At 73.9% G+C, this 18,655-nt stretch carries 20 protein-coding genes; 12 read left to right on the top strand and 8 right to left on the bottom strand.

The window, feature by feature from the left end:
• Nucleotides 1-27 precede the first annotated feature (27 nt).
• Entirely contained in the window at nt 28-816 is a 789-nt protein-coding gene (locus VE546_RS07725) for an enoyl-CoA hydratase/isomerase family protein (protein WP_324919935.1), read from the bottom strand.
• A gap of 278 nt (nt 817-1,094) precedes the next feature.
• On the opposite strand from VE546_RS07725, the gene VE546_RS07730 reads away from it, so the two are divergent.
• The gene (locus VE546_RS07730; RefSeq protein WP_014137929.1) at nt 1,095-1,262 is read left to right on the top strand and encodes a DUF3117 domain-containing protein; all 168 of its coding nucleotides are present in this window, start codon (nt 1,095-1,097) and stop codon (nt 1,260-1,262) included.
• Nucleotides 1,263-1,385: 123 nt separating this feature from the next.
• Here the strand turns inward: VE546_RS07730 and VE546_RS07735 are convergent, their stop codons facing one another.
• Nucleotides 1,386-2,075: an O-methyltransferase gene (locus VE546_RS07735; RefSeq protein WP_324919944.1), complete on the bottom strand. Its 690-nt coding sequence runs from the start codon at nt 2,073-2,075 to the stop codon at nt 1,386-1,388.
• Nucleotides 2,076-2,227: 152 nt separating this feature from the next.
• Between VE546_RS07735 and sigE the strand changes: the two genes are divergently transcribed.
• From sigE to VE546_RS07760, 5 genes are all read left to right on the top strand, one after another.
• Nucleotides 2,228-2,998 (top strand): RNA polymerase sigma factor SigE, encoded by a 771-nt coding sequence (gene sigE, locus VE546_RS07740; RefSeq protein WP_324919946.1) that lies wholly within the window; start codon nt 2,228-2,230, stop codon nt 2,996-2,998.
• A gap of 20 nt (nt 2,999-3,018) precedes the next feature.
• Entirely contained in the window at nt 3,019-3,888 is an 870-nt protein-coding gene (locus tag VE546_RS07745; RefSeq protein ID WP_324920000.1) for a zf-HC2 domain-containing protein, read from the top strand.
• A 184-nt stretch (nt 3,889-4,072) separates the two neighbouring features.
• The gene (locus VE546_RS07750; RefSeq protein ID WP_324919948.1) at nt 4,073-5,566 is read left to right on the top strand and encodes a S1C family serine protease; all 1,494 of its coding nucleotides are present in this window, start codon (nt 4,073-4,075) and stop codon (nt 5,564-5,566) included.
• A 110-nt stretch (nt 5,567-5,676) separates the two neighbouring features.
• A complete protein-coding gene (locus VE546_RS07755; protein WP_324919950.1) occupies nt 5,677-6,192 on the top strand; it encodes a sec-independent translocase in 516 nt (171 codons plus the stop codon).
• Nucleotides 6,193-6,354: 162 nt separating this feature from the next.
• Nucleotides 6,355-6,996: a hypothetical protein gene (locus tag VE546_RS07760; protein WP_324919952.1), complete on the top strand. Its 642-nt coding sequence runs from the start codon at nt 6,355-6,357 to the stop codon at nt 6,994-6,996.
• Nucleotides 6,997-7,095: 99 nt separating this feature from the next.
• Here the strand turns inward: VE546_RS07760 and VE546_RS07765 are convergent, their stop codons facing one another.
• The 3 genes from VE546_RS07765 to VE546_RS07775 all read right to left on the bottom strand — a co-directional run bounded on the left by VE546_RS07765 (nt 7,096) and on the right by VE546_RS07775 (nt 10,288).
• Entirely contained in the window at nt 7,096-8,262 is a 1,167-nt protein-coding gene (locus VE546_RS07765) for an Mrp/NBP35 family ATP-binding protein (protein WP_324919954.1), read from the bottom strand.
• A gap of 126 nt (nt 8,263-8,388) precedes the next feature.
• Nucleotides 8,389-8,946 (bottom strand): DUF1003 domain-containing protein, encoded by a 558-nt coding sequence (locus VE546_RS07770; protein ID WP_324920002.1) that lies wholly within the window; start codon nt 8,944-8,946, stop codon nt 8,389-8,391.
• Between the two features lie 16 nt (nt 8,947-8,962).
• Entirely contained in the window at nt 8,963-10,288 is a 1,326-nt protein-coding gene (locus VE546_RS07775) for a magnesium transporter MgtE N-terminal domain-containing protein (protein WP_324919956.1), read from the bottom strand.
• A 229-nt stretch (nt 10,289-10,517) separates the two neighbouring features.
• Here VE546_RS07775 and VE546_RS07780 point away from each other — a divergent pair, with 229 nt between their 5' ends.
• Nucleotides 10,518-11,282, top strand: coding sequence for a hypothetical protein (locus VE546_RS07780; RefSeq protein ID WP_324919958.1), 765 nt, complete (start codon nt 10,518-10,520; stop codon nt 11,280-11,282).
• 92 nt (nt 11,283-11,374) lie between these two features.
• Here VE546_RS07780 and VE546_RS07785 read toward each other — a convergent pair whose 3' ends face one another.
• The gene (locus VE546_RS07785; protein ID WP_324919959.1) at nt 11,375-11,917 is read right to left on the bottom strand and encodes a hypothetical protein; all 543 of its coding nucleotides are present in this window, start codon (nt 11,915-11,917) and stop codon (nt 11,375-11,377) included.
• Between the two features lie 186 nt (nt 11,918-12,103).
• Here VE546_RS07785 and VE546_RS07790 point away from each other — a divergent pair, with 186 nt between their 5' ends.
• Nucleotides 12,104-13,060 (top strand): DMT family transporter, encoded by a 957-nt coding sequence (locus tag VE546_RS07790; RefSeq protein ID WP_324919961.1) that lies wholly within the window; start codon nt 12,104-12,106, stop codon nt 13,058-13,060.
• Here the strand turns inward: VE546_RS07790 and corA are convergent.
• Nucleotides 13,038-14,159, bottom strand: a complete 1,122-nt coding sequence (corA, locus tag VE546_RS07795; RefSeq protein WP_324919963.1) for a magnesium/cobalt transporter CorA — start codon at nt 14,157-14,159, stop codon at nt 13,038-13,040. The two genes, VE546_RS07790 and corA, sit on opposite strands and share 23 nt — an antisense overlap.
• 476 nt (nt 14,160-14,635) lie before the next feature.
• Here corA and VE546_RS07800 point away from each other — a divergent pair, with 476 nt between their 5' ends.
• The 4 genes from VE546_RS07800 (at nt 14,636) to VE546_RS07815 (ending at nt 17,653) form a co-directional block, all read left to right on the top strand.
• Nucleotides 14,636-15,238 carry a suppressor of fused domain protein gene (locus VE546_RS07800; protein WP_324919965.1) on the top strand — a complete coding sequence of 201 codons (603 nt, stop codon included), beginning with the start codon at nt 14,636-14,638 and terminating at the stop codon, nt 15,236-15,238.
• 143 nt (nt 15,239-15,381) lie between these two features.
• Entirely contained in the window at nt 15,382-16,035 is a 654-nt protein-coding gene (locus tag VE546_RS07805; RefSeq protein WP_324919967.1) for a DUF6758 family protein, read from the top strand.
• A gap of 109 nt (nt 16,036-16,144) precedes the next feature.
• The gene (locus VE546_RS07810; protein WP_324919968.1) at nt 16,145-16,990 is read left to right on the top strand and encodes a PHP domain-containing protein; all 846 of its coding nucleotides are present in this window, start codon (nt 16,145-16,147) and stop codon (nt 16,988-16,990) included.
• A gap of 54 nt (nt 16,991-17,044) precedes the next feature.
• The gene (locus VE546_RS07815; RefSeq protein WP_324919971.1) at nt 17,045-17,653 is read left to right on the top strand and encodes a MarC family protein; all 609 of its coding nucleotides are present in this window, start codon (nt 17,045-17,047) and stop codon (nt 17,651-17,653) included.
• Here the strand turns inward: VE546_RS07815 and VE546_RS07820 are convergent.
• Nucleotides 17,625-18,527 carry an alpha/beta hydrolase gene (locus tag VE546_RS07820; RefSeq protein WP_324919973.1) on the bottom strand — a complete coding sequence of 301 codons (903 nt, stop codon included), beginning with the start codon at nt 18,525-18,527 and terminating at the stop codon, nt 17,625-17,627. The two genes, VE546_RS07815 and VE546_RS07820, sit on opposite strands and share 29 nt — an antisense overlap.
• Nucleotides 18,528-18,655: the final 128 nt, after the last annotated feature.

The following is an 18,655-nucleotide window of genomic DNA, read 5'->3' on the forward strand; positions in this document are numbered from 1 at the left end:
GGGCCGGGGCGGCGGCGGGCGCGGCGGTCAGCGGCCGAGGTAGGTGGGCTTCTCCTTCCTCACGAACGCCTCCACCGCGATCCTGTGGTCCTCCGAGGCGCCGGCCCGGACCTGGAGTTCGGCCTCCTTCTCCAGCGTCTCGGCCAGGGAGTGCGACGCGCCGTAGGCGAGGGACTCCTTGATCGCGGCGTAGGCGGCCGTCGGGCCCTGGGCGAGCTGCCGGGCCACGGCCACGGCCTCGTCCGCCAGCCGGTCGGCCGGGACGACCCGGTTGGCGATGCCCAGCTCCAGCGCCTCCTGGGCCGTCACGCTGCGGGGGAAGAGCAGCAGGTCGGCGGCGCGGGCCGGGCCGACCAGGCGCGGCAGCGTCCAGGACACCCCCGAGTCGGCGGTGAGCGCCACCCCGGCGAAGGAGGTGTTGAAGGCGGCGGTGTCGGCGACCACGCGGTAGTCGGCCGCGAAGGCGAATCCCGCCCCGGCGCCGGCCGCGACGCCGTTGACGCCCGCCACCACCGGCTTGGGCATGCCGGCGATGGCGAGGGTGATGGGGTTGTAGTGCTCCCGCACGGTGTTCAGGGCGTTGCCGCCGTCCTCCCGCAGCATGCCCACGTGCTCCTTGAGGTCCTGGCCGACGCAGAACGCCCGTCCGCTGCCGGTCAGCAGCACCGCGCGCACGGCGGGATCGCCGGCCGCCCGCCGCAGCGTGTCCCGCAGTGCCTCCTTGAGCGCGGTGTCGAGGGCGTTCATGGCGTCGGGACGGTTGAGGGTGATGGTCGCGAGACCCTCGGACACTTCGTAGAGCACGTTGTCTGCCATGGAGCCAGCATGACAAGGACCGGCGGCGGCCGATATATGCCCGTCCATGTGAGCTGCGTCAAACAAATCGGTCTCGGAAATCCAGAGAAGAGCGCGCAGTATCGCAGCTTGATCGCCGAATTGGGTGGTTTTGTGTGAGCGCGTTGTGCAAGGGATGCGGACCGATGTTGGTCATGCGGTCACGTGATGCGGGATAATGACCGGGAAGCAATGTGTTCGACGCCGGTGACACCTGGGTTGTCGGCGGAGATCAGCTGGTTTCAGGAAGGGGAACGAGCATGGCGGCCATGAAGCCGCGGACGGGCGATGGCCCGCTCGAGGTGACCAAGGAGGGGCGGGGCATCATCATGCGCGTTCCGCTCGAAGGCGGTGGACGACTCGTCGTCGAGCTGACCCCTGACGAAGCGGATGCACTCGGCGAAGCTCTCAAGAAGGCCTGCGGCTGAGGAGCCCCCGGCACCGCTCTCGCCGCACCACTGCCTTCGTCGCACCTTTGTCGCCGCCGCCCCCGGAGCGCCCAGCGCCCGGGGGCGGCGGTGTGTCCGGGGTCCGGCGCCCCGGCCCCCCGGTCAGTGCTCCCGCTTGACCGCGCACAGCAGTCCGTCGCCCACCGGCAGCAGGGACGGCAGCAGCGCGGTGCTGTCCCGGACCGTGCGCAGCAGCTCGCGCAGCCTGAGGACCTCGGCGGGCTGGGCCGAGGAGTCGACGGTGCGGCCGTCGGCGAAGACGCCCTCGAAGCAGACCAGCCCGCCCGGGCGCAGCAGGCGCAACGATTCGTCCAGGTACTCCAGGCACTCCGTCCGGTCGCCGTCGCAGAACACCAGGTCGTACCCGCCGTCCGCGAGCCGCGGCAGGACGTCCAGGGCGCGGCCCGGGATGAAGCGGGCACGGTTGGCCGCGAAACCGGCGGCGCGGAACGCCTGGCGGGCGATCTGCTGGCACTCCGGGTCGGTGTCCACGGTCGTCAGCACGCCGTCCGGCCGCATGCCGTGCAGCAGGTGGATCCCCGAGACCCCGGTGCCGGTGCCGATCTCGGCCACCGCCTTGGCGTCCACGGCGGCCGCCAGCAGCCGCAGCGCCGCACCCGTGCCGTCCGACACCGGGCGCAGCCCCGCCTCCCGGGCACGGTCACGAGCCCAGCGCAGTGCTGCCGAGTGCTCGACGTGCTCGGCGTGCTCGGCGCCGTACGCGTCGGCGAACGCCCAGCTCGTCAGCCGGTTGCCGGTAATCGCCCTCTCCTGTCCCCGGGGTCCACGCAACCGTGACTGTATCCGCTGCCGTCGGGAACCCGCAGATGGGACCGCGCGTTGGTCAAGGACGAGGCCGTACGGCAGGCGGCGGGGGAACGTACATGGCACAAGACCAAAAGACGGTCAAAGAAGCTTATCCGGAGCTAACGGGCGAGGTGGCTATGGTAGGGGCTCCACTGGACACCACCAGAGCCGACAGGGGAGGTGCGGCTGCGGCCGGTGACCGGGGAGTGCTGAGGCGCTTTCTCAGGTCGTCCGGCGAGCCGAAATCCGTGAACGACACCGCTGACCACCGCCACGCCGCCGACTCCGCGACCACCGCGACCTTCGCCACCGACGCGGGCGCTCCGGCGTGGACGCCTCCCACCTGGGAGGAGATCGTCAGCACCCACAGCGGGCGCGTCTACCGGCTCGCGTACCGCCTCACCGGGAACCAGCACGACGCCGAGGACCTCACCCAGGAGGTCTTCGTCAGGGTCTTCCGCTCGCTGTCCACGTACACCCCCGGCACCTTCGAGGGCTGGCTGCACCGCATCACCACGAACCTGTTCCTGGACATGGTGCGGCGCAAGCAGCGCATCCGCTTCGACGCGCTCGGCGAGGACGCGGCCGAGCGGCTGCCCAGCCGTGAGCCCTCGCCGCAGCAGCACTTCAACGACACCCACTTCGACGCCGACATCCAGCAGGCCCTGGACACGCTCGCCCCGGAGTTCCGGGCGGCGGTGGTGCTCTGCGACATCGAAGGGCTGTCGTACGAGGAGATCGCCGCGACGCTCGGCGTGAAGCTCGGCACGGTCCGCAGCCGCATCCACCGCGGCCGTTCCCACCTGCGCAAGGCTCTCAAGCACCGGTCGCCCGAGGCACGCGCCGAGCAGCGCGCGCTGGCCGGAGCGCTCCCCGGTGCCGTGAACGCGGAGGGCGGCACCGCGTGAGTGGCACATACGACTACGACATGGAACCGACCCCGGCCGAACAGCACCTGGGCGACTGTCTGGCGGCCCTGGTGGACGGCGAGCTGGAGCACGAGACGCGCGAGCGGGTCCTCGCCCACCTCGCGACCTGCCACACCTGCAAGGCGGAGGCCGACGCCCAGCGCAGGCTGAAGAGCGTCTTCGCCGACGCCGCGCCCCCGCCCCCCTCGGAGGGGTTCCTCGCGCGGCTCCAGGGGCTCCCCGGAGGCCTTGACGACGATCCGCCGGAGGGGCCGATAGACCGGCCCAGATCCGCCTGGGACTTCGAGTACCTGCCGTCCCGCAGCATGCTCACCCCCGACCGGGGGTTCCGCATCCACGAACCGGACCGGACGTCCTCGCGCGGGCGCCGCTTCGCCTTCGCGGCGGCCGGCGCCGTCTCGCTGGCGGCCTTCGCCATCGGCGGGGCGCTGACCTCCGCCACCGGCGGTCCCACGACGGCCACGGGCGGGGAGGGCGCCACGGCGGCCAGCCCCCTGCGCACGGCCGCGGCCGGCGCGGAACGCGGCGGTGAACGGTCCGGCGGGCGCGGCCGGGAGGAGGTCGGCACGCTGAGCGGGCCCACCACGGCGCCGACGCCGGTGCCCTCGCCCACCCGGTCCACGGCCCCGCCGGAGTCCGGGTACACGCCCCGGCCGTGGCAGTACGGGCCGATGACCGTACCGGTGCTCGACGTGTCCCCCACGGTGCACCCGCCCCTGATACGTCCGACCCAGTACACGGCCCAGCGGCTGGACACCGGACTGTCGGGGCAGCACGCCCCCGTGGGCCGGCCGTTCGCCGACGCGTCGCCCTCCGTCACGGTCACCGTCGCGGCCCCCACGTCCACCGCCTCCGCACCGGGCCGCTGACCGGCCGCCCACGCCGGTCCTCCCCGGGCACGGACCGGGGCGCGGACTCTCCCTCCGGCTCCGCCGGGGGCGCTTCCGGCGCCTCCGGCGGGCCTGCCCGCGCCCGGTGGCCGGGGCCTGGTTGAATCGTGGCGATGTGGTGCTGGTCCGCGCACAGGGCGGCGCGGGCGAATGTGGAGAGAGCATGGACGAGGGGAAGGCCACCGGGCCGCAGCCGACGTGGTGGAGCCGTCCACGCGGGACCTCCGCCCCGCGCCCGGTGGGAGGAGGCCGGACCACCGAGGCCGCGCCGCGGCCGCTGCACGCGGAGGACCCGTACAGCACGCCGCCCTACGGCGGTCCGGGCCCCTGGGCCCCCGCACCGCCCGTCCAGCGGCCCGTGGCGACTCCCGCGCAGGGCACCCGGCTGCCGCCGCAGGCCCCCGCACAGGAGGCCGCGGCGCTCCCGGGCGCACCGTTCGCGCGGTACGACCCGTGGGCCCCGCCATCCTCGGCGCCGTCCCCGGTGCCGCCGGCGCCGGCGCCCGCCCCGTACGGCCCGCAGCTCCCGCCCCCGGCACCGCCGGTGCCGCCGCGCCGGCGCAGAAGCCGGACGGTCGCCGCGGCCGTCGTCCTGGCGCTGTTCGCCGGAGGCGTGGGCGGCGGTTTCGGTGCGTATCTGGAGCGCCACGGCGGGCTCGGCGCCGTCGAGCTGCCCCAGGCGCCCGCCGAGGACATCGACCGCGCCCCGGACAGCGTGGCGGGGATCGCCGAGCGGGCCCTGCCCGGCGTGGTGACCATCCACGTCCGGGGCTCCGGCGAGCGGGGCACCGGCACCGGCTTCGTCCTCGACCGGCGCGGCCACCTCCTCACCAACCACCACGTGGTGGAGCCCGCGGGCGGCGGCGGTGAGATCAGGGTCACCTTCAACGACGGCGAGACCGCCGCCGCCGAGGTCGTCGGCACCGACAGCGGCTACGACCTGGCCGTGCTGAAGGTGGAGGGGAGCCACGAGCTGCACCCGCTGCCGCTGGGCAACTCCGACTCGGTGCGGGTGGGCGACCCGGTCGTGGCGATCGGCGCGCCGTACGACCTGGCGGGCACGGTCACCGCGGGGATCATCAGCGCCACGGAGCGTCCCATCACGGCGGGCGGCGAGCACGACGGCAGCGACGTCAGCTACGTGGACGCGCTGCAGACCGACGCCCCGATCAACCCCGGCAACTCCGGCGGCCCGCTGATGGACGCCCGCGGCCGGGTCATCGGCATCAACAGCGCGATCCGCGCCGCCGGCGACGGTGCGCCGGAGACCGGCCGCGGCGGCAGCATCGGCCTGGGCTTCGCCATCCCGGTCAACCAGGCCAAGCGGGTGGCCGAGGAGCTGATCAACACCGGCCGGGCCACCCATCCGGTGATCGGCGTCACAGTCGACATGGAGTACTCCGGCGACGGCGCCCGGGTCGGCCTCGCCCCCGGCCAGGCGGGCACGCCCGTCGTGCCGGGCGGACCGGCCGACCGGGCGGGGATCGAGGAGGGCGACGTCATCACCGCGGTGGACGGCACCCGGGTGCGGGGCGGCGAGGAGCTGATCGTGAAGATCCGCAGCCACCGCCCCGGCGACCGGCTGGAACTGACCGTCGAGCGCGGTGGCCGGGAGAGGTCCGTGACGGTCGTCCTCGGCTCGGCGACCGGGCCGTGACCGCCGCCGTGACGACCGTTGTTCGCGGCGGTGACTCCCGCCCCGGGGCGCCGGGCGGGTACCGTGACTGTGGCCGCACGGGTCGTGGACTTATCTGAGGGAGCTGCACGGTGTTCTTCGACATAGGGCCCCTGGAGCTGATCGCGCTCATCATCCTGGCGGTCCTTGTCTTCGGGCCGGAGAAGCTGCCGAAGGTCATCCAGGACGTCGCCCGGTTCATCCGCAAGGTCCGGGAGTTCTCGGACAACGCCCGGGACGACATCCGCAGGGAACTGGGGCCGGAGTTCAAGGACTTCGAATTCGAGGACCTCAACCCCAAGAACTTCGCCCGCAAGCACCTGCTGGACAACGACGACCTGGGCCTGAAGGAGATCCGCAACGGCTTCGACCTGCGCCAGGAGCTCGCCGAGGTCACGGACGCGGTCAACGGCAGGGAGATCGCCCCCGGCGGCGCCAAGGACTCCCCGGGCACCTCCGCGGGGGCGGCCGGAGCCGCGGGAACGGCGGCCCCGGGCGGCCCTTCCGCCGACCGGCTCCGCAAGGGCGGCCCTTCCGCCGACCGGCTCCGCAAGGACGGCCCGGCCGCCGGGGACGAGCCGCCGCCGTTCGACGCGGACGCCACCTGACGCACTCCTCGCCGGTGAACCGGGAGGGCCACCTCCCGTAGAACACAGCCGGTCCTGTCCGATTCGGCGGACAAGGGTGGCTATCCTCCCTGTGTCCGAGGCCGGGCCGCCCGAGGGGGCGGGCCCACCACGACACGGGGCACACGAGGAGGCGTCGCACAGATGGAGACGACGGGCCGGGCAGGGCCGCTGGGCGCGTCCGCGTCCGGGGCGGACCGGGTGATCGATGGCTATCTGATGGCCAGCTTCCCCTGGTACGGCCTCGACGAGGCCTTCACCGGTCCGCGCTGGCTGATGCGGGTGGGCGCCGCCGCCGACGGCACGGTGGAGCACGGTTCCACCGGCCACGGGGAGGAGCCCTCCTTCCGGTCCGAGGCCGGCCCGCACAACCAGCGGTTCGTCGTCGTCGTGACGGTCGTCGACCGTCCGGTGCGCAGCAGCCCCGACGGCACGGGCGTCCTGGAGGCCACCTCGGTCTCGTCGGCGGCCTGGCTGGCCGGGTCGGGTCTGCTGTCATGTACCTGGCCCACCCAAATGGAGCGCGGGCTCCGGCAGCAGTGGCTCGACCAGCAGACGGCGATCGCCTGGGACCTGGCGGACGACCTGGACGGTCCCGCCTGGTCCACCCTGTCCCTGCCGGTCGACGGCACCCCGACCGACTTCCGCTACCGGGAGTCGGAGTACGGGTGGGTGCTGGCGGGCCCGACCCGGGAGGGCGTGCACATCGGCGCGTACGGGCGGGGGATGAGCGCGTACGGACTGGGCTTCTCGGTGATCAAGGACATCACCACCTACCGCCACTGACCGCCGGATCACCACGGCGGCGCCGGCGGTACGGCACGGGGCGGCGCGCCCGGTGGCGCGCCGCCCCTGACGGGCCATCAGGCCCTCGGGCCCGCGGCCTCAGAACTTGTTGCGCGGGGTGATCCCCAGCGACATGCCGGACAGTCCGCGCTTGCGCCCGCCCAGCTTGCCCGCGATCGCGCGGATCGCCGAGCCCGCGGGGGAGTCCGGGTCGGTCAGCACCACCGGCCTGCCCTCGTCGCCGCCCTCGCGCAGCCGCACGTCGATCGGGATGGAACCCAGCACCGGGACGGTGGTGCCGGTGGTCCTGCTCAGCCCGTCGGCGACGCGCTGGCCGCCGCCCGTGCCGAAGACGTCGACCAGTTCGCCGCAGTGCGGGCAGGGCAGCCCGGACATGTTCTCCACGACGCCCACGATCTTCTGGTGGGTCTGCACGGCGATGGACCCGGCGCGCTCGGCGACCTCGGCCGCCGCCTGCTGCGGGGTGGTCACCACCAGGATCTCGGCGTTCGGGATGAGCTGCGCCACCGAGATGGCGATGTCGCCGGTGCCCGGGGGCAGGTCCAGCAGCAGCACGTCCAGATCGCCCCAGTAGACGTCGGCGAGGAACTGCTGGAGCGCGCGGTGCAGCATCGGCCCGCGCCACACCACCGGGGCGTTGCCCGGGGTGAACATGCCGATCGAGATCACCTTCACGCCGTTGGCGGACGGCGGCATGATCATGTTCTCGACCTGGGTCGGCCGGCCCTCCGCGCCCAGCATGCGCGGCACCGAGTGGCCGTAGATGTCGGCGTCCACGACACCGACCTTCAGGCCGTCGGCCGCCATCGCCGCCGCCAGGTTGACCGTCACCGAGGACTTGCCGACGCCGCCCTTGCCGGAGGCGATCGCGTACACCCGGGTCAGCGAGCCCGGCCTCGCGAACGGGATCTCCCGCTCGGCCTGGCCGCCGCGGAGCGAGGCGGCCAGCTCGCGGCGCTGCTCGTCGCTCATCACGTCCAGGGAGACCCTCACGTCCGTGACGCCCGCCACACCGCGGACCGCCTCGGTCACGGAGGAGGTGATGGTCTCGCGCATCGGGCAGCCGGAGACCGTCAGGTAGACCGTGACCGCGACCGAGCCGTCGCTCCCGATCTCCACCGACTTCACCATGCCCAGGTCGGTGATCGGGCGGTGGATCTCCGGGTCGTTCACGGTCGCGAGCGCGGCGCGGACCGCGTCCTCGGTGGGGGCTCCGCTGCGTGCCGCGGACGTGTCAGTAGCCATGCCCCGATGGTACGGCGCGCCGGCGGTGACACCGAAGGCAGCGGCCTCCGGCCCGTTCACCGCGCCGCGTCACAGCCCCCGCGTCACAGCCCCCGCGTCACAGCCCCCCGGGCCGCCGCGCCCGCCTCACCGGGACCTGTCCCGCCCGCGGTCGGCGGCCGGCTCCACGAGGCCGCGCTGCTCCAGCTCCTTCACCAGGTCCTGCAGCTCCGAACGGATCCAGTCCCGGGTGGCGACCTCGCCCATCCCCATCCGCAGCGCGGCGACCTCCCGGGTGAGGTACTCGGTGTCGGCGATGGAGCGCTCGTTCCGCTTGCGGTCCTGCTCCAGGTTGACCCGGTCCCGGTCGTCCTGCCGGTTCTGGGCCAGCAGGATCAGCGGGGCGGCGTACGACGCCTGGAGCGACAGCATGAGCGTCAGGAAGATGAACGGGTACTCGTCGAAGCGCAGGGGCCGCGGGGCCAGCGTGTTCCAGGCGACCCACAGGATGATGGCCACCGTCATCCAGACGATGAACCGCCCCGTGCCCAGGAAGCGGGCGATCCGCTCCGACAGCCGTCCGAAGGCCTCCGGGTCGTACTCCGGCAGCGGGCTGCGGCGCGGCACCATGGGCTGGTCCAGCCGTGCCCGGCGCCCCCGCCCGGTGACCGGCGGAAGGCTCCGCTCGCGTTCCCTGCGCGCCATGCGCTCGTCCCGTTCCCTATCGGCCATCGGCGTTCCCCGGGTCCTCCCCCTGGCTCTCGTGCTCGGTCTCGTGCGGACCGCGTACCCCGATCGCCTCCCGGGCAGCCGCCTCGCGCCAGTCCTCCGGCAGCAGGTGGTCCAGGACGTCGTCGACCGTGACGGCGCCCAGCAGCGATCCGCCCTCGTCCACCACCGGCGCCGCCACGATGTTGTAGGCGGCCAGGTAGCTGGTCAGCGTGGACAGCGGGGTGTCCGGCGGCAGCGGCCGCAGATCGGTGTCCACCACCGCGCCGACCAGCGTGCCGGGCGGTTCGCGCAGCAGCCGCTGGAAGTGCGCCAGGCCCAGGTACTTCCCCGTCGGGGTCTCCTCCGGCGGCCGGCACACGTACACCTGCGCGGCCAGCGGCGCCGGCAGGTCCGCCACGCGCATCCTGGCCAGGGCGTCGGCCACCGTGGCGTCGGGCCGCAGCACGATCGGCTCGGTCGTCATCATGCCGCCCGCGGTGTGCTCCTCGTACGTCAGCAACCGCCGTACGGGTGCCGCGTCCTGCGGCTCCATCAGCCGCAGCAGCCGTTCCTTGTCCTTCTCGGGCAGCTCGGAGAGGAGGTCGGCGGCGTCGTCGGGGTCCATCGCCTCCAGTACGTCCGCGGCGCGCTCGTCCTTGAGCTTGCCCAGGATCTCCACCTGGTCGTCGTCCGGCAGCTCCTCCAGCACGTCCGCCAGCCGGTCGTCGTCCAGCGCGGCGGCGACCTCCTCGCGGCGCTTGGACGACAGGTGGTGCAGGACGTTGGCGAGGTCGGCCGGACGGAGCTGGTCGAAGACGGCCAGCAGGTTGGCCGCCCCCTGGCCCTCCTCCTCCAGCGAGAAGCCGGTCACCGCGGACCACTCGACCGTCAGCGTCTCCCCGCGCCGCCGCAGCGCGCCGCCCTTGCCGCGCCGCACGAAGACCTTGTCGATCAGCCATTCGCGGCGCGCCGGGAGCTGGGTCAGGCCGACGTCGAGCACGGTGACCTTCTCGCCCGTCTCGACCAGCGTCACCTGCCGGTCCAGCAGCTCGCCCAGGACCAGGGTCTCGGTGGGCCGCTGCTCGAAGCGCCGCAGGTTGACCACGCCGGTGGTGATCACCTGCCCCGACTCCACGCCGGTCACCCGGGTCATGGGGAGGAAGACGCGCCGCCGGCTGATCACCTCGACGACCAGTCCCAGCACGCGCGGCGGGAGGTTGCCGACGCGCAGCATCGCCACCACGTCCCGCACGCGGCCGACCTGGTCCCCGACGGGGTCGAAGACGGCGATGCCGGAGAGGTGTGAGACGAAGACCCGCGGGGCGCCCAGCGCCATGCCTGCCCTCCGCTCCTCGCTCGTGCGTTCCGGTGTGTGCTGCCGTGTGCCGTGTACCCATGTGCGGCCGAGTGCCTGCATGGGAGACATGACCCGAATGCGGCTTTCAGGTTAACGCGCCCCGTCCGGTCCCGTCCGGCGGTACGGGCCGGACGGCCGTCTTCCGTTCGTGCTCGGCGCCCCCGGTAAGGTGCGGTTCCTGCCCCCGACTTCAGGAGGAAGAGCGGACGTGACTGCGTGGGTCCACGGTGTTCGTGCCCGGAGTGCGGCGGTGGTGGGGGCGGTCCTCGCGGTGCTGACGGTCGTGCTCGCGGGATGCGCCTCGGAGGACCCGGACAAGGGGACCAACGGGGTCGGCAGACTCCCCGCCGCCAAGATCGAGGACAAGGCCCGCAGGGCCGCCCTGGCGGCGGGGTCCGTACGGTTGTCGGGCAGCGTGATCAGCAAGGGCCGCACCTACCGCCTGGACATGCGGTTGAAGGACAACGGCGGTCTCGGCGAGGTCTCCGCCAAGGGCGGCCCCCGCTTCGAGCTGCTGCGGGTCGGTGAGGACCTCTACCTCAAGGCCGACGCCGACTTCTGGGTCGACCAGGGGCAGGGCGACAGGGAGCCGACCGAGACCGACCTGTCGGCGGCCCGCAAGCTGGAGGGCAAGTACGTCAAGGTGCCGCCCGGCGACCCCGCCTACAAGCAGCTCAGCGGCTTCACGGACAAGGACGTGCTGCTCGACGGGCTGCTCGCCCTCCACGGCAAGCGGGAGACCGGCGACCGGGACGAGGTCGAGGGCGTGCGGACGATCGAGGTGCGGGCCGCGAAGGGCGACGGCGGGGTGCTCAGCGTCGCGCTGATCGGCAAGCCGTACCCGCTGCGGCTGGAGCGCGGCGGCGACGCGGGCGTGGTCGAACTCACCGAGTGGGACAAGGAGTTCACACTGCGGGCCCCGGCGAAGGAGCAGGTCGTCGACTACGGCAGGAGGATCTCGGCCGCGGAGTGAGCCCGGAGGGGGTGCGCGCGGGGTGAACGTGCACGGGGCGAGCACGGCGGGCGGCCCCGCGTGGCCCGCCGTCCGGCCCTCCGCGTCCGGTCTCAGCCCGTGCGGCGCCCGCGGCGCAGCAGCAGCTTCGGCAGCCCCGCCGGGGCCGGCCGGCGCGTGGTCGCCGCCGTCGGCAGCGGGGCGGCGGCCCGCGGGCCGTCCGGCATCGCGCCGGGCCCCTCCAGGAGCGCTCCGGCGGGCTCCAGCCGCAGGACCCGGCACTCCCGGGCCCAGCGCTCGGCGATCGTCACGGCGTCCGGCGCGTTGAGCCGCTTGCCCGCCAGCTCGGCCACCGCGGCCCGCCACGGCTCGCCGTCCGGGGACAGCTCCACCACCCGGGCCGGCCAGACGACCAGCAGACCGCCCTTGTCCTTGCTGCGCGCGGTGACCGTGGCGGTGCCTTGGTGAACGAGCCCGAGCCCGGCCAGCGGCTGCTCCGCCGGGCCGTCCCCCACCAGGCAGACGGCCCCGTCGTGCCAGACGTGCCACAGGGCGCGGTCGGGCCCCTCGGGGCCGCGCACCCACACCAGGGCGGACTTCTTCGCCGACTCCTCGATCAGCGCCAGGTCGAGCGCGGGGACGGACGTGGTGGCCATACGGCGACCCTACCGCCGCACCGGCCGCCCCCGCCCGCCCCCGCCCGCCCCGCAGCCCGGGCAGCCGGCGGGACCGGCCCCGCCGCACGGCTCCGCCCCTTGCGCCGGGACCCTTACGCTGGGATGAGCCGTGCGGAGGACGGCGAACGCCCCAGAACATCCCCGAGACCTCCCGGGAGGAGACCCGTGCGCACCGCCGAGACGCCCGCCGCCCCCGCGGGCCCGGCGTCCGGCACCACCACCGGGCACCCGGGCACCGGAGTGGACCTCCTCCTGCTGGCGGTCGCCGTCTCCGGCATCTCGCTGTCCGCGCCCCTGATCGCGGCCACCGCCGCACCGGCCCTGGCCATCGCCTTCTGGCGCAACGCGATGGCGGTCGGCGCGCTCGCCCCGCTGGCCCTCGTCCGCCACCGGGCCGAGCTGCGCTCCATGGGCCGCCGGACGGCCGCGCTGGCCGTGGCCGCCGGGGCGCTGCTCGCCCTGCACTTCGCGCTGTGGCTGCCCAGCCTCCACATGACCTCGGTCGCCTCCTCGACCGCGCTGGTCACCACCACGCCGATCTGGACCACCCTGCTGCTGCGGCTGCGCGGCCACCGGCCGCCCGCACTGGTCTGGGCGGGCACGGCCGTGGCCTTCGCCGGTGTGGTGCTCCTCACCGGCATCGACCTGACGCTCTCGCCGCGCGCCCTGGCCGGCGACGCCCTGGCGCTGGCGGGCGGCATGGCGGCGGCCGGGTACGTCCTGCTCGGCGCCGAGGTGCGCCGCACGGTCTCCACCACCGCCTACACCTGCGTCTGCTACACCACGGCGGCCGTGCTGCTGCTGGCCGCATGCCTGGCCTTCGGAGCGGACCTCGGCGGCTACGGCGGGGAGACCTGGCTCAAGCTCGCCCTGCTCACCCTCACCGCGCAGTTGCTGGGCCACTCGCTGATCAACCGGGTGGTGCGGGGCCTGGGGCCGTCGGTCACCTCGACGGCGATCCTGCTGGAGACGCCGGGCGCGGCGCTGATCGCGGCGCTCTGGCTGGGGCAGGCTCCGCCCGCGGCCGTCTACGGGGCGCTCGCGGTGATCCTGCTCGGCCTGGGCCTGGTGGTCCGGGCGAACACCGGGCCGGCGCCCCCTACAACCAGCCGTTCCGCTTGAAGCCGCGGTGGATGGCGTAGCAGATCCCGGCGATCACGGCCATGACGGTCGGGTAGCCGTACTTCCACTGCAGCTCCGGCATGTAGTCGAAGTTCATGCCGTAGATCCCGGCGATCATCGTCGGGACGGCGAAGATCGCCGCCCACGAGGTGATCTTCCGCATGTCCTCGTTCTGCGCGACCGTCGCCTGGGCGAGGTTCGCCTGGAGGATGGAGTTGAGCAGGTCGTCGAAGGAGAGCACCTGCTCGTTCACCCGGGTCAGGTGGTCCGCGACGTCGCGGAAGTACTTCTGGATGTCGGGGTCGATCAGCCGCATCGGCCGCTCGCTCAGCAGCTGCATCGGCCGCAGCAGCGGCGAGACCGCCCGCTTGAACTCCAGCACCTCGCGCTTGAGCTGGTAGATCCGCCCCGCGTCGCGCCCGCGGCGGCCCTTGCCCGCCTCCGAGAAGACCTGGATCTCCACCTCGTCGATGTCGTCCTGCACCGCGCCGGCGACCGCCAGGTAGCCGTCCACCACCTGGTCGGCGATGGCGTGGAGCACGGCCGAGGGACCCTTGGCCAGCAGCTCGGGGTCGTCCTCCAGGCGGTGGCGCAGCGTGCGCAGCGAGCCCTGGCCGCCGTGCCGGACGGTGATGATGTAGTCCCGGCCGGTGAAGCACATCACCTCGCCGGTCTCCACCACCTCGCTGGTGTCGGTGAGTTCGGCGTGGTCGACGTAGTGGATCGTCTTGAAGACGGTGAACAGGCTGTCGTCGTAGCGCTCCAGCTTCGGCCGCTGGTGCGCGTGCACGGCGTCCTCGACGGCGAGCGGGTGGAGGCCGAACTCGCGGGCGATGCCCGCGAACTCCTGCTCGGTGGGCTCGTGCAGACCGATCCACACGAACGCCCCGGTCCCCTCGCACTCCCGCGAGCGCAGCGCGCGCAGGGCCTCGGCGGGGGACAGGTGCTTGGCGAGGCGGCGGCCGTCGCGGTAGACGGCGCAGTCCACGACGGCACTGGTGGCGGTGGAGTCGCCGGCGCTGTCGTGGGGGTAGGGGGAACGGACGCCCCGGCGCAGGGTGGGGCGGACCGCGGCGCGCAGGTCACGGATCATCGACATGCTGGGCTCCTTCGCGTGCCGAGCCGCCGTCGACGGGCGCAGCGCTGCCCGGAATGGGGACCTACGGAGGCCGGAGGCCGGAGGTCTGCAAAGCGGGCACCACGCGAACCGTGCGCACAGGCGGCATTCGCTGAGAACGTCGGTCGAGCAAGAACTCACGCGCTCTTCCGCGAAGCCGGTCCGCGGGGGAGAAGCAGGTCTTCCGCAGGTTTCACCGCCCGGTGGCGGATGGAGGGAGGGAAGACGGAAGACTCTCAGGCGCGGGAACGTGGCTGCCGGGCGGAAGAGCAGCTGGTACTGCACGGTCGACTCGGATCCATCGCAGCCCCACCTCCTCCGGCCGGTCCCCGTTGGGGGAATCTCCGTACACGCCTTGACCAGCAGTCAACGGTAGCACTCACGGGACCCCCGCCGTACCGCCCTGGGGTTCCCGCATACCCTCTTTGCCTGATCCATACACGATCTATGCTCGCGGTATGGCACACGTTCTCCGGCTGGTCGAAGCCCGTCTGCGCACCGCCCTGGGAGAGCCCGACGCGCGGGCCGCGGTGACGTTCCTGGGCACCGACCGGATCGAGGTGCTGCGCTTCACCGGCTCGGACGGCGACGGGAACGGCGTGGTGCGCTACGTCACCCTCGGGATGTCCGCCGCGCCCATGACCGACCCCGCCGCCGCCCTGGCCGACCCCGAACGCGGCCCCCGCACCGAGCTGGTGCTGACGGTGCGGGCCGGGTCGGCCGACACCGACAAGGTGCTGCGCCCGCTCGCCGTGCTGGCCGCGTCCCCGCAGGTCGAAGGGGTGGTCGTGGCCCCCGGCGCCTCGCTGGACGTGGGCGAGCCGCTGTGGCCGCAGGCGCCCTTCACCTCCGTGCTGGTCGCCGAGGGCGGCGGCCTGGTGGAGGACCTGGAACTGGATCCGCCGATGGACCCCGTCCGCTTCCTGCCCCTGCTGCCGATGACGCCCAACGAGGCCGCCTGGAAGCGGGTGCACGGTGCGGCGGCGCTGCGGGAGCGCTGGCTGGCGCACGGGACGGACCTGCGCGATCCCCGGCGCGCGTCCGTACCGCTGACGGACTGAACGGAACCCGGCGGGAACCGGGCGGGAACCCGGCGGGAACTGACGGGGGCTCGGGCGGAGCGCGCGGACCGCACGATCCGTACACGATCCGTATGAGTGATCGTCCTTGACGCGGCGGCGCCCGGGGAGGACCGTGGTGCTCCATGAGGGGCGAACCCAGTTGCCCGAAGTGCGGTGGCCGTGTCCGGGCACCCGGTCTCTTCGCCGACTCCTGGCAGTGCGGCGTGCACGGCACGGTGCACCCGCTGCAGCCGGTCCTCCCGCCGAGCGTCGAGGCGCTCGGCGTCGTGCTCCACCGGGCCCGGGTCCCGGTGTGGATGCCCTGGCCGCTGCCCATAGGCTGGCTGTTCACCGGGATCGCCTACGCGGGCGACGACCGGAGCGGCGGCCGGGCCACCGCCGTCGCCTGCTCGGGCCCCGGACCGCTCGGCGGCCCCGGCGAACTGCTGCTCGTCGCCGAGGAGCTGGGCGTCGGACTCGGCGCGCGCTTCGCCGGAGTGCCCGGTCCCGACCCCGGCCCGCTGATGGACGTGGGCAAACCGCCGCACGCGAAGGTCCTCGCCACCGGGCGGCCCACCCCGCTGTGGCTCGTGGGCGACACCCCCGACGACCGCGCGGTGTTCGCGGGCGAGGCGTGCGGACTGTGGCTGTGGGCGATCATCTGGCCCGAGCAGTCCGGGCTGCTGATCTACGACGAACTGGTGCTCACCGATCTGCGGGACGCGGGGGCCGAGGTGGAGCTGGTGCCGTGCGGGGCGCTGTCCCCCCGGCTGCTCGACGCGCCCTCCGGCCCCTGAACCGGCCCGGGGCGCCCGCCGGGGAGGGACCGCCCGCCGCGAGGGGCGGTGGGAGCGGTGCTCTATTCTGAAGTGTCCGTTTCAGCCGTTCGCCGTGGGAGCCCCTGCCGTGCGCATCGACCTGCACACCCACTCGACCGCGTCGGACGGTACGGACACCCCCGCCGAGCTGGTGCGGGCCGCCGCGGCCGCCGGACTGGACGTGGTGGCGCTGACCGACCACGACACGGTCGCGGGGCACGCCGAGGCCGCCGGGGCACTGCCCGAGGGCCTGACCCTCGTCCCCGGCGCCGAACTCTCCTGCCGGCTGGACGGCGTGAGCCTGCACATGCTGGCGTACCTGTTCGACCCGGACGAGCCGGAGCTGGCGCGCGAGCGCGAACTCGTCCGCGACGACCGGGTCCCGCGCGCCCGGGCCATGGTGGCCAGGCTCCGCGAGCTGGGCGTGCCCATCACCTGGGAGCGGGTCGCCGAGATCGCCGGGGAGGGCGCGGTCGGCCGCCCGCACATTGCCACCGCGATGGTGGAACTGGGCGTCGTCAAGACCGTCTCTGACGCCTTCACCGCCGAGTGGATCGCCAACGACGGCCGGGCGTACGTCGAGAAGCACGAGCTGGACCCCTTCACGGCGATCCGCCTGGTCAAGGGCGCGGGCGGGGTCGCGGTCCTCGCGCACCCCCTGGCCGTCAAGCGCGGCCGGTGCGTGCCGGAGAGCGCCATCGCCGACCTGGCCGCCGCCGGGCTCGACGGCGTCGAGGTGGACCACATGGACCACGACGCCGCGACCCGCGACCGGCTGCGCGGCATCGCCCGCGACCTCGGCCTGCTGACCACCGGATCCAGCGACTACCACGGCACCCGCAAGACCTGCCGGCTCGGGGAGCACACCACCGACCCCGACGTCTGGGCCGAGATCGCCGCCCGGGGATCAGGCGCGGCACCCGTCTCCGCCTGACCCCCGTCCGATCCGCTGCCCGATCCGCCGTCCGACCCCGCGCAAGGCACCACCGTGTTCGACTTCGCTGTCTTCGGATCCGTCTTCGTCACGCTCTTCGTGATCATGGATCCGCCCGGCATCATCCCGATCTTCCTGGCCCTCGCCTCCGGCCGTCCGGTCAAGGTCCAGCGGAAGATGGCCCTCCAGGCCACCCTGGTCGCCTTCGGGGTGATCGCCGCCTTCGGCCTCTTCGGCCGGCAGATCCTCGACTACCTGCACGTGTCGATCCCCGCGCTGATGGTCGCGGGCGGGCTCCTGCTGCTGCTGGTCGCGCTCGACCTGCTCACCGGCCGGAGCGACGAGCCGAAGCAGAGCAAGGACGTCAACGCCGCGCTCGTACCGCTGGGCACGCCCCTGCTGGCCGGGCCCGGCGCGATCGTCTCCGTCATCCTGGCCGTGCAGCGCGCGGACGGACTGGGCGGTCAGCTCTCGGTGTGGTCGGCGATCGCCGTGCTCCACGTCGTGCTGTGGCTGGTGATGCGGTACTCGCTGCTGATCATCCGCGTCATCAAGGACGGCGGCGTGGTCCTGGTCACCCGGCTCTCCGGGATGCTGCTGTCGGCGATCGCGGTCCAGCAGATCGCGGGCGGCGTCACGCAGTTCCTCCAGGGGAACGGCTGACCTGCCGGGCCGGGCCGGCGCCGGCCGCCCGGCAGTCGTGCCAGAAGGCCGCCAGGGCGTCCGCCGTCTCCTTGGGGCGCTCGACGGCCGGGGAGTGCTCGGCGCCGTCGATCACCGTGCGCCGGGCGTCCAGCCGCCGTGCCATCTCGTCCATCAGCGGCACCGGCCAGGCGTAGTCCACCGCGCCGGAGAGCACGTGCTTGGGCAGGGGTACGGCCGCCAGCTCGGCGACCCGGTCCGGTTCGGCGAGCAGTTGGCGGCCGGTGACGAGGAGCTGTTCGGGGACGTTCGCCAGCCAGCGGCGGTGCAGGAACTCGGCCACGGCGGGCGGGGTCGCGCTGTCGGCGGCCTCCGGCGGGTCCATGTCGCGCATCGCCCGCCAGACCGCCTCCAGGTCCATCGCCGCCAGCGCCTCCAGCAGCAGTCTGGTGCGGGCCTGCTGGGCGGGGGAGATGGCGGCGGGCCCGGAACTCATGATGGTCAGCGACCCGAAGGGCGACGCGTCCCGCAGCACGGCGGCGCGGGCGACCAGCCCGCCCATGGAGTGCCCCAGCAGGTGGACGTCCCCGCCGAGCGCCTCCGCCAGGGCGAGCACGTCCCGGGCCAGCTCGTCCTGGACGTAGGCGGCCTCCTCGCGCGGGCCGCCGGTCTCGTACTGCCCGCGGCCGTCCACGGCCACCACCCGGAAGCCCTGCCGCGCCAGCGGGGCGAGGAGGGTGATGAAGTCCTCCTTGCTGCCGGTGAACCCCGGCACCAGCAGGGCCGTTCCGGCGCGCGGTTCGCCGGCGTCGTGCACGGCGAAGCCGCCGCGCGCGGTCGCCAGTCGGTACGCCCGCGCACCGGGGGGCAGGGTGAGGGTCGGCGGCTTGCTCATGCGGTGAGGCTAGCGGCCTTCCGCACCGACCCGCACCGGCGGCCGCCGCCCGTGGCCGGCCCGGGGGCCGGTGTCCGGGGCGGCGCCGCGGTCAGCCCTCCCGGGTGGCCTCCGCCGCGGCGGACGCC

The organism is Streptomyces sp., from assembly GCF_035644915.1.
In the GTDB taxonomy this organism is placed as follows: Bacteria; Actinomycetota; Actinomycetes; order Streptomycetales; family Streptomycetaceae; genus Streptomyces.

Bases quoted from the DNA above. Each gene is read 5' to 3' on its own strand.
- VE546_RS07750 (WP_324919948.1), top strand. From the start codon at position 4,073: ATGGACGAGGGGAAGGCCACCGGGCCGCAGCCGACGTGGTGGAGCCGT.
- VE546_RS07765 (WP_324919954.1), bottom strand. From the start codon at position 8,262: ATGGCTACTGACACGTCCGCGGCACGCAGCGGAGCCCCCACCGAGGAC.
- sigE (WP_324919946.1), top strand. From the start codon at position 2,228: ATGGTAGGGGCTCCACTGGACACCACCAGAGCCGACAGGGGAGGTGCG.
- VE546_RS07745 (WP_324920000.1), top strand. From the start codon at position 3,019: ATGGAACCGACCCCGGCCGAACAGCACCTGGGCGACTGTCTGGCGGCC.
- VE546_RS07760 (WP_324919952.1), top strand. From the start codon at position 6,355: ATGGAGACGACGGGCCGGGCAGGGCCGCTGGGCGCGTCCGCGTCCGGG.
- VE546_RS07770 (WP_324920002.1), bottom strand. From the start codon at position 8,946: ATGGCGCGCAGGGAACGCGAGCGGAGCCTTCCGCCGGTCACCGGGCGG.
- VE546_RS07775 (WP_324919956.1), bottom strand. From the start codon at position 10,288: ATGGCGCTGGGCGCCCCGCGGGTCTTCGTCTCACACCTCTCCGGCATC.
- VE546_RS07725 (WP_324919935.1), bottom strand. From the start codon at position 816: ATGGCAGACAACGTGCTCTACGAAGTGTCCGAGGGTCTCGCGACCATC.
- VE546_RS07805 (WP_324919967.1), top strand. From the start codon at position 15,382: ATGAGGGGCGAACCCAGTTGCCCGAAGTGCGGTGGCCGTGTCCGGGCA.
- corA (WP_324919963.1), bottom strand. From the start codon at position 14,159: ATGTCGATGATCCGTGACCTGCGCGCCGCGGTCCGCCCCACCCTGCGC.
- VE546_RS07820 (WP_324919973.1), bottom strand. From the start codon at position 18,527: ATGAGCAAGCCGCCGACCCTCACCCTGCCCCCCGGTGCGCGGGCGTAC.
- VE546_RS07785 (WP_324919959.1), bottom strand. From the start codon at position 11,917: ATGGCCACCACGTCCGTCCCCGCGCTCGACCTGGCGCTGATCGAGGAG.
- VE546_RS07730 (WP_014137929.1), top strand. From the start codon at position 1,095: ATGGCGGCCATGAAGCCGCGGACGGGCGATGGCCCGCTCGAGGTGACC.
- VE546_RS07800 (WP_324919965.1), top strand. From the start codon at position 14,636: ATGGCACACGTTCTCCGGCTGGTCGAAGCCCGTCTGCGCACCGCCCTG.